This is a genomic window from Pseudomonas sp. BTN1, from assembly GCF_001907715.1.
In the GTDB taxonomy this organism is placed as follows: domain Bacteria; phylum Pseudomonadota; class Gammaproteobacteria; order Pseudomonadales; family Pseudomonadaceae; genus Aquipseudomonas; species Aquipseudomonas paracarnis.
In genome coordinates this window covers 183907-192121 of the sequence record NZ_MPBM01000026.1, presented here as the reverse complement: position 1 = coordinate 192121, position 8215 = coordinate 183907, and the positions used below count along the sequence as shown (strand labels likewise).

Here is an 8215-nt window from a genome sequence, read left to right as displayed (position 1 = left end):
GGACTGGCATTGGATGCGTTCTATCTGGCCAGCGGAGCCACCAATACGGGTATTGGTATCGATGACAAACTACATGGCAAACCGACTGGCAACCAACGAATCATATTCGGCGTGTTCAATGCCGCACCTGTGGTGATACCGCGTATCGTAAAGGCTGGCAAAGCGGGGGAAGGTGCCGTTAACGAACCCAAGGCGCCTACGGTAAAACCCGGCGAGGCACCTACGCCTCCCCACTACCCGCCAGATACCGCCCCCCCTGTAGGGGCCGGCGAATCGACAGTCAATCGTCTACGTCCATCTCAATGGAAGGACATCAGCAGCCATGTGGTACCAGAGGGTGAGCAACTGATCTCAGGCGTTACCCCAAACGCCAAAGGCATCTATCAAATCAAGGGGCCCAACGGCGAAGACCGATGGATGATCCGAATAACCGATGACGCAGGAAACAGCCAAGTACATGAGATCGACGGCCGGTTTAAGCTCAGTGATGGTTATGCCCAGATCATTGACCCATTGACCAAAAAACCTGTGATGACCGTGCACGCGACTGCTGATGGAGCGTGGAGCCCGATCAATGGGCCGGGGGGTATCAAACTCCCATGGTTCTTAAAAAATGCGTCCCGTGCAAAAGAGGAACTCAACGAGTATATCGCCAATATTAACAAACCCAAGGAAGCCTATACCGAGTCAGAGAGGGAACACTTCAGTCAATCGTTGGAAGACTTGATAAATGGATCTAAGGCCGAGCATTCTCAAGCGTTAGGCAAATATACTGAAGGCGGGTCAGCAGAGATAAATAGCGAACTACGCGCAAAATCCGATCCAAACGAGTATTCAGAAGAGCTTAAAAAGCTCTTATCGGACCTGGATAATCAAGCCGATTATAGAGGTCCAGCATTCCGCTACTCTTATGTTTCCGCCGAGGGCGCAAAAAAATTGAAAGCGGGGGTTGGAAAAGTATTCCGGGGGCCCGCCATTCAATCGTCCTCATCTCAGCCTTCAAATGTAAAGGGGTGGAGCACCTGGGCCAAAGATGATCCGCTTACGCAAAATAACCAGCCTGTCATCTATATATTCAACGAGTCGATTCCCAAAAAAAACCTTTCCAGTGGATTTCTAGTTGACCATGTAGCAATCAAACCAAACGTTTCCTTGGAGGTGTTGGCGACGAAAGAAAAAGATGGAATTTTATATGTGTACTTCGACGCCCCTACCAAGGTGCCGAAAGAGCGTTACAACCTGTACGACGGCAGCGTTGCACGTCCGTTCTGAGCCGTGTTACTGCGCGTGATGTAGCCGCCACCCAGCCCCCACCGTTTCGCCAGCGTCACGGGACGTTAGTGAAACGGTGGTCGACACTGGATTGGCCGTTTATGTTAGAGCACTTTATCCAAGGTAATCGGAAACTCCCGCACCCGCTTTCCGGTGGCATGGTAAACCGCATTCGCCACCGCCGCCGCCACCCCGACAATGCCGATTTCCCCCACGCCTTTGGACCCGAGGGCATTGACGATCTCGTCATGCTCTTCGACAAACAGCACGTCAATCTCGCCAATATCGGCGTTCACCGGGATGTGGTATTCGGCCAGGCTGTGGTTCATGTAGCGCCCCAGTTCATGGTCCACCTGGGTCTCTTCATGCAGCGCCATGCCGATGCCCCACACCACGCCGCCGAGGATCTGGCTGCGGGCCATCTTGGGGTTGACCACGCGCCCAGCGGCAATGGCGCTGACCACACGACTGACCTTGATGGTGCCCAGGTCTTCATCGACCCGCACTTCGACGAACACCGCCGAGTGAGTAGCGCTGGCATAACCCTCGCGCTTCTTGTCGGGCTGGCTGTCGACCTGTACCTCCAGGGCCTCTTCACCGCTGTCCTTGACCAATTGCGCCAACGACACGCTCACGTCACCGCTGTGTAGCTGGCCGTCTTCAAACCGAACCGAATCGGCATCCTTGAATACCGGATAAGTCTGCCGGGCGATCTCCAGCAACTTGGCATTCAGCGCTTCGCACGCTTGCTGCACGGCAGTGCCGACGGACGAGACGGTAAACGAGCCGCCCTGCAACGGCGCGGTGGGCAACGACGAATCGCCTAGCACAAAACGCACATCGGCCATGGCCACCCCGCTGGCCTGGGCGGCGATTTGAGTCATTACGGTGTAAGTGCCGGTACCAATGTCGGTGGTAGCGCTGCTGACGGTGAGCTTACCCTCGGCGTCGAGGCGCGCCTTGGCGCTGGCTTTCATCTGCATGGCTTCCCACACCCCGCCGGCCATGCCCCAGCCGATCAATTGGCGGCCGTCACGCATGCTGCGCGGTTCCGGGTTGCGCTGGCTCCAGCCGAAGCGTTCGGCGCCTTCGCTGTAGCACTCGCGCAGGGCCTTGCTCGACCAGGGTTTGTCTTCGTTCTGGTTGCGTTCGGCGTAGTTGATCAGGCGCAATTGCACCGGATCGATGGCCAAGGCGCAGGCCAGTTCGTCCATGGCACACTCCAGGCCGATCACGCCCAGTGCCGCACCGGGCGCACGCATATCCAGCGGAGTAAAGACGTCCAGCGGCACCAGCTTGTAGGTCAGTTGCACGTTGTCACAGTGATAGAGCATGCCGCTCCACTCCACCACGTGCTCGCTGAAATCCTCAAAGCGCGAGGTCTGGCCAATCGCGGTATGCCCCAGCGCCAGCAAGCGACCATTGGCGGCGGCGCCCATCTGCAAACGCTGCAAGGTGCGCGGGCGATAGCCGAAGGTGAACATCTGCTGGCGCGTCAGGGTAACGCGCACCGAGCGCTTGAGCACCATGGCCGCCATCACCGCGAGCGGCAATTGGTATTGCGGGCGCAAGCCCGACCCGAAGGCACCGCCGACGAAAGCGGCAAAGATGCGCACCTGGTTCTTATCCAGGCCGAAGACTTTTTGCACATAGGCCTGGCAGTTCTGCGGGCCCTGGGTCTTGTCGTGAATATGCAGGGTGCCGTCGGGCTGATACAGCACGGTGCTGGCGTGGGGCTCCATCGGGTTGTGGTGCTCGATGGGCGTGCTGTAGTGCAAGTCCAGACTGATTGCGGCACCGGCCCATTCAGCCTCGAAGTTGCCTCGCGGTTTGGGTGGGGTCTGGGGCGACGGGTGCGCCGCCGCTTGCTGGGTGAGCAGGTCGGTTTCGAAGGCTTCAGGCGCGTAGTCGATCTGCACCAGCGAGCCAGCGTGCCGCGCCAGTTCGAGGTTATCGGCAATCACCAAGGCCAGGGGCTGGCCACTGTAGAGTACGCGGTCGTTATACAGCGGGCGAAAAGGCGAGCCATCGGCCGCATCGGCATCGGCGAACGCCTCATCATAGCTGGCGATTTTCGGCCGATTGAGGTGATGGATCACGTCCACCACACCCGGCAACGCCAACGCCTTGGACGCATCGATGCGCAGCACCCGGCCTTTGGCGATCGTGCTCGACACTACGCTGCCATACAGCAGGCCGTCCTCGGGAAATTCACCGGCGTAGCGCGCTTGGCCGGTGACCTTGAGCAGACCGTCGACGCGGTCCAGGGGTTTGCCGATGGCGCTCATGGCTGTTCTCCTGCGACGGCGGCGTCGCTCAGGGCACGAATGATTGCGCGCCGGGCCAGCTTGATCTTGAAGCCGTTGTGTTCCAACGGTTCGGCGTCTTGCAGCAGGGCGTCGGCGGCGGCGCTGAAGGTTTCGCGGCTGACCGTGCGGCCGATCAGCAAGGCTTCCACTGCGCGGTCACGCCAGGGTTTATGCGCCACACCGCCCAAGGCCAGGCGGGCGTCGATGATTTCATCACCGTCCAGCTCCAAGGCGGCGGCCACCGAAACCAGGGCGAAGGCATAGGAGGCACGGTCACGGATTTTCAGGTAATGGCTGTGGCGGGCCAGGTGATCGGCGGGCAGCTCAATGGCCGTGATCAGCTCATCGTCGGCCAATTGGTTGTCACGTTGCGGCGCATCGCCTGGCAAGCGATGGAAGTCGGCGAACTCGATCACCCGCGCACCGCCACGTCCTTCTACATGCACCCGCGCCGCAAGCGCCGCCAGGGCCACGCACATGTCCGATGGATGGGTGGCCACACACTGTTCACTGGCGCCGAGGATCGCATGGATACGGTTCAAACCGTCGCGCGCCGGGCAGCCGCTGCCGGGCTGGCGCTTGTTGCACGGCACCGCGGCGTCGTAGAAGTAATAGCAACGGGTGCGCTGCAACAGATTGCCGCCGGTACTGGCCATGTTGCGTAACTGCGGGGACGCCCCGGCGAGAATGGCCTGGGACAGCAACGGGTAACGCTGCTCAATGAGTGGGTGCCAGGCCAGGTCGGCGTTGCTCACCAGCGCACCGATACGCAGGCCACCCTCGGCGGTCTCTTGAATGTCGTGCAGCGGCAAGCCGGTGATGTCGATCAGATGCTCGGGATGGCTGATGTTTTCCTTCATCAGGTCCAACAGGTTGGTGCCACCGGCGATAAAGCGCGAGGCGCCGCTGCTCATCTGAACGGCCTGCTGCACATCGGTCGGCCTGCTGTAGTGGAAGGGGTTCATGACTCACCTCCCTGGCGGCGGCAGGCCGGCAGCGCGTCTTCGATGGCATCGCGGATGTTGTTGTAGGCGCCGCAGCGGCACAGGTTGCCGCTCATCAATTCCTGGATCTGCGCACGGTCGTGGGCGCGGCCTTCATTGGCCAGGCCCACGGCAGAACAGATCTGGCCGGGGGTGCAATAGCCGCACTGGAACGCGTCGTGCTGGATAAAGGCCTGTTGCATGGGGTGCAGTTGGTCGCCGTCGGCCAGGCCTTCGATGGTGGTCAATTCGGCGCCGTCGCACATCACGGCCAGGGTCAGGCAGGCATTCACGCGTTTGCCGTCACGTAACACGGTGCAGGCGCCGCACTGGCCGTGGTCGCAGCCTTTTTTGCTGCCTACCAGGTCCAACTGCTCACGCAGCAAGTCCAGCAAGGTGGTCCAGGGCAACACGTTCAGTTGGCGAGCCTGGCCGTTGAGTGTCAGGCGTATCGGGTGGGCAACGAACGGCTGGGCCGCCGCGCCATGGGGGGTCGCGCTCATAAACACCTCACGGGTTGAAGTACATCCGCGGCGTTCAGGAAAATCGCCGTCTTAGGGGTACGACTTCCGGGGGTTTTGAGCGTTCAAGATGATTGATCAGCGGATATTGAGCTGGGCTTTCAGGGTGTTTTGCGGTGGGTTGATCGAGGTATTGGTGAATTCGAACCAGCCCTGGGCCTGGACGTTCAGGTCGAACACATAGATGTAGCCCATCAAGGTGCCCACGCCGTTGCACGCCTCACTGATGTTGCCGACCTGGCACACCGCTGTGCGTTGCCCATTCAACTCTGCGCCGTTAAAGCGGCCCATGGGGCTGTTGCCCAGGCCGACTTCCATCACCGAGACCTGGGTGGGCCCGCGGTGCTCGCACATCTGGGTGGTGTTGACCCGCTCCGGGATCGCTTCGCTGCAGTCGGCCGATTCCACCTTGAACACCCGCACCTCGCTCAAGGCCGGTGCAGCCGCGCCCCACGCCGGTGCTGCGCCCAGCCACAGGCTGATAATGGCGATCAGAGCTAGACTCCACGGGTTGGCTTTTTTCATGCTGTCGATGACCGGCTGTTGAACGTCGGCGCAGTATGCCTCAAGCCCATGCGCCACACAGCCTCGGCTGCTGGTATGATGCGCCGCTTTTTCCGATCCTCTCTGAAACCACAAGCGTTTGGCGCAGTTTGTGCTTTGACTTAGAGGTCAACAAATCACGACGCACACTAGCGTCACAGGGAGCCGGCATGCTGGAAAAGCTGTTTCAACTCAAAGCCCACAACACCAATGTGCGCACCGAGATTCTCGCGGGGATCACCACCTTCCTGGCCATGGCCTACATCCTGTTCGTGAACCCGAGCATCCTCGGCGAGACCGGCATGGACAAGGGCGCGGTGTTTGTCGCCACCTGCCTGGCGGCGGCCATCGGTTCGACCGTGATGGGCCTGATCGCCAACTACCCGATTGCCCTGGCACCGGGCATGGGCCTCAACGCCTTCTTCACCTACACCGTGGTCCTGCACATGGGCCACACCTGGCAGGTGGCGCTGGGCGCGGTATTCATTTCGGCGGTGCTGTTTTTCTTGCTGTCGATCTTCCGCATTCGTGAGTGGATCATCAACGCCATCCCCCTGCCGCTGCGCTCGGCGATTGCCGCCGGCATCGGCCTGTTCCTGGCGCTGATCGCCCTGCATAACGCCGGTATCGTGGTGAGCAACCCGGCCACCATGGTGGGCCTGGGCGACCTGAAACAACCGGCGCCGATCCTGGCGACCCTGGGTTTCGTGCTGATCGTCGCGCTGGAAGCCCTGGCCGTACGCGGCGCGGTGCTGATCGGCATCCTGGCGGTGACCGTCGCCTCCATCGTTCTGGGCTTCACGCCGTTCATCGGTGTGACCTCAGTACCGCCGTCCCTGGCGCCGACCTTCCTGCAGCTGGATATCAAGGGCGCGCTGGACATCGGCCTGGTCAGCGTGATCTTCGCCTTCCTGTTCGTTGACCTGTTCGACAACTCCGGCACCCTGATCGGCGTCGCCAAGCGCGCCGGCCTGATGGGCAAGGACGGCCATATGCCGAAAATGGGCCGTGCACTGATCGCCGACAGTACCGCTGCCATGGCCGGTTCCCTGCTGGGTACCTCGACCACCACCAGCTACATCGAATCGGCCGCAGGCGTGAGCGCCGGTGGCCGTACCGGCTTGACCGCCATCGTGGTCGCGATCCTGTTTTTGCTGGCGCTGTTCTTCTCGCCATTGGCCGCCAGCGTACCGGCCTATGCTACCGCGCCAGCCTTGCTGTTTGTGGCGGTGCTGATGAGCCAAGGCCTGGCCGAAATCGACTGGGACGACATTACGGTGGCAGCGCCGGTGGTGATCACCGCCCTGGCGATGCCCTTCACTTACTCCATCGCCAACGGCATCGCCTTCGGTTTCATCGCCTGGACCGCCATCAAGCTGCTTTCGGGCCGCTACCGTGAGCTGAACCCGGCACTGGTGATCCTGTCGATCCTGTTTGTGATCAAGCTGGGTTGGTTCAACGCATGACTTTCGACGCCGCAAGCTACACCGCTCAACTGCAAGACAAGGTCACGCGCCTGCGTGACCTGCTCGCACCGTTCGACGCGCCCGAGCCGCAGGTCTTCGACTCGCCGCTGCAGCACTTCCGCCTGCGCGCGGAGTTCCGCCTGTGGCGCGAAGGCGGCGAGCGCCACTACGCGATGTTCTCCCAGGAGGACAAGCGCACGCCGATCCTCATCGAAGAGTTCCCCATCGCCAGCCAGCGCATCAACCAGTTGATGCCGCAACTCAAGGCCGCCTGGCAAGCCAGCGCCGCCCTGAGCCACAAGCTGTTCCAGGTGGAGTTCCTCACCACCCTGGCCGGCGACGCGATGATCACCCTGTGTTATCACCGCCCGCTGGACGAACATTGGCACACCGCCGCAAACAAATTGGCCGCTGAGCTGAATGTGAGCATCATCGGCCGTTCCAAGGGCAAGCGCGATGTGATCGGCCACGACTACGTGGTGGAGAAACTCGACGTCGGTGGGCGCACCTTCAGCTACCGCCAACCCGAAGGCGCGTTCACCCAGCCCAACGGCACGGTGAACCAGAAGATGCTCAACTGGGCCTACGAAACGCTGGGCGATCGCCCGGACGATTTGCTGGAGCTGTACTGCGGCAACGGCAACTTCACCCTGCCGCTGGCGACCCGCGTGCGCAAGGTGCTGGCCACTGAGATCAGCAAGACCTCAGTGAATGCGGCCCTGAGCAACCTGGATGAAAATGGCGTGGATAACGTCACCCTGGTGCGCCTCTCCGCCGAAGAACTCACCCAAGCCCTGAATGACGTGCGCCCGTTCCGCCGCCTGCACGGCATCGACCTGAAAAACTACGAATTCGGTAGCGTCTTCGTCGACCCGCCCCGCGCTGGCATGGACCCGGACACCTGCGAGCTGACCCGGCGCTTCGACAACATCCTGTACATCTCCTGCAACCCGGAGACGCTGGCGGCGAACATCGCGCAACTGCACGACACGCACCGGATCTCCCAGTGTGCAATGTTTGACCAGTTCCCGTGGACGCACCATATGGAGTCGGGTGTGTTGCTGACCCGCCGATAAACCTGCAGGGTAGGAGCGAGCTTGCTCGCGAAAAACGTCAACGAT

General features: G+C 61.1%; 6 protein-coding genes and 1 pseudogene. 3 read left to right on the top strand and 4 right to left on the bottom strand.

Annotated features, from left to right (window positions below; genetic code table 11):
* Positions 1-1272, top strand: a pseudogene (locus tag BMH52_RS29580) (hypothetical protein); the annotation flags it as partial.
* A gap of 104 nt (positions 1273-1376) precedes the next feature.
* On the opposite strand, the gene BMH52_RS13865 reads toward BMH52_RS29580, so the two are convergent.
* The 4 genes from BMH52_RS13865 to BMH52_RS13850 form a co-directional block, all read right to left on the bottom strand.
* Positions 1377-3560, bottom strand: coding sequence for a xanthine dehydrogenase family protein molybdopterin-binding subunit (locus BMH52_RS13865; RefSeq protein WP_073843970.1), 2184 nt, complete (start codon positions 3558-3560; stop codon positions 1377-1379).
* The gene (locus tag BMH52_RS13860) at positions 3557-4546 is read right to left on the bottom strand and encodes a xanthine dehydrogenase family protein subunit M (protein ID WP_073843968.1); all 990 of its coding nucleotides are present in this window, start codon (positions 4544-4546) and stop codon (positions 3557-3559) included. Before BMH52_RS13860 ends, BMH52_RS13865 begins: the two co-directional genes overlap by 4 nt.
* A complete protein-coding gene (locus tag BMH52_RS13855; RefSeq protein ID WP_019818032.1) occupies positions 4543-5067 on the bottom strand; it encodes a (2Fe-2S)-binding protein in 525 nt (174 codons plus the stop codon). The genes BMH52_RS13860 and BMH52_RS13855 overlap by 4 nt, the downstream gene beginning before the upstream one ends.
* A gap of 96 nt (positions 5068-5163) precedes the next feature.
* Positions 5164-5610, bottom strand: a complete 447-nt coding sequence (locus BMH52_RS13850) for a DUF4879 domain-containing protein (RefSeq protein ID WP_073843972.1) — start codon at positions 5608-5610, stop codon at positions 5164-5166.
* A gap of 188 nt (positions 5611-5798) precedes the next feature.
* Between BMH52_RS13850 and BMH52_RS13845 the strand changes: the two genes are divergently transcribed.
* Both BMH52_RS13845 and trmA read left to right on the top strand, forming a co-directional pair.
* Positions 5799-7094: an NCS2 family permease gene (locus BMH52_RS13845; protein ID WP_003194342.1), complete on the top strand. Its 1296-nt coding sequence runs from the start codon at positions 5799-5801 to the stop codon at positions 7092-7094.
* Complete coding sequence (gene trmA, locus BMH52_RS13840) at positions 7091-8170, top strand: tRNA (uridine(54)-C5)-methyltransferase TrmA (RefSeq protein WP_072435503.1); 1080 nt, start codon at positions 7091-7093, stop codon at positions 8168-8170. Before BMH52_RS13845 ends, trmA begins: the two co-directional genes overlap by 4 nt.
* Positions 8171-8215: the final 45 nt, after the last annotated feature.

Coding starts and splice junctions, on each gene's coding strand:
- BMH52_RS13865 (WP_073843970.1), bottom strand. CDS start 3,560: ATGAGCGCCATCGGCAAACCCCTGGACCGCGTCGACGGTCTGCTCAAG.
- BMH52_RS13860 (WP_073843968.1), bottom strand. CDS start 4,546: ATGAACCCCTTCCACTACAGCAGGCCGACCGATGTGCAGCAGGCCGTT.
- BMH52_RS13855 (WP_019818032.1), bottom strand. CDS start 5,067: ATGAGCGCGACCCCCCATGGCGCGGCGGCCCAGCCGTTCGTTGCCCAC.
- BMH52_RS13850 (WP_073843972.1), bottom strand. CDS start 5,610: ATGAAAAAAGCCAACCCGTGGAGTCTAGCTCTGATCGCCATTATCAGC.
- BMH52_RS13845 (WP_003194342.1), top strand. CDS start 5,799: ATGCTGGAAAAGCTGTTTCAACTCAAAGCCCACAACACCAATGTGCGC.
- trmA (WP_072435503.1), top strand. CDS start 7,091: ATGACTTTCGACGCCGCAAGCTACACCGCTCAACTGCAAGACAAGGTC.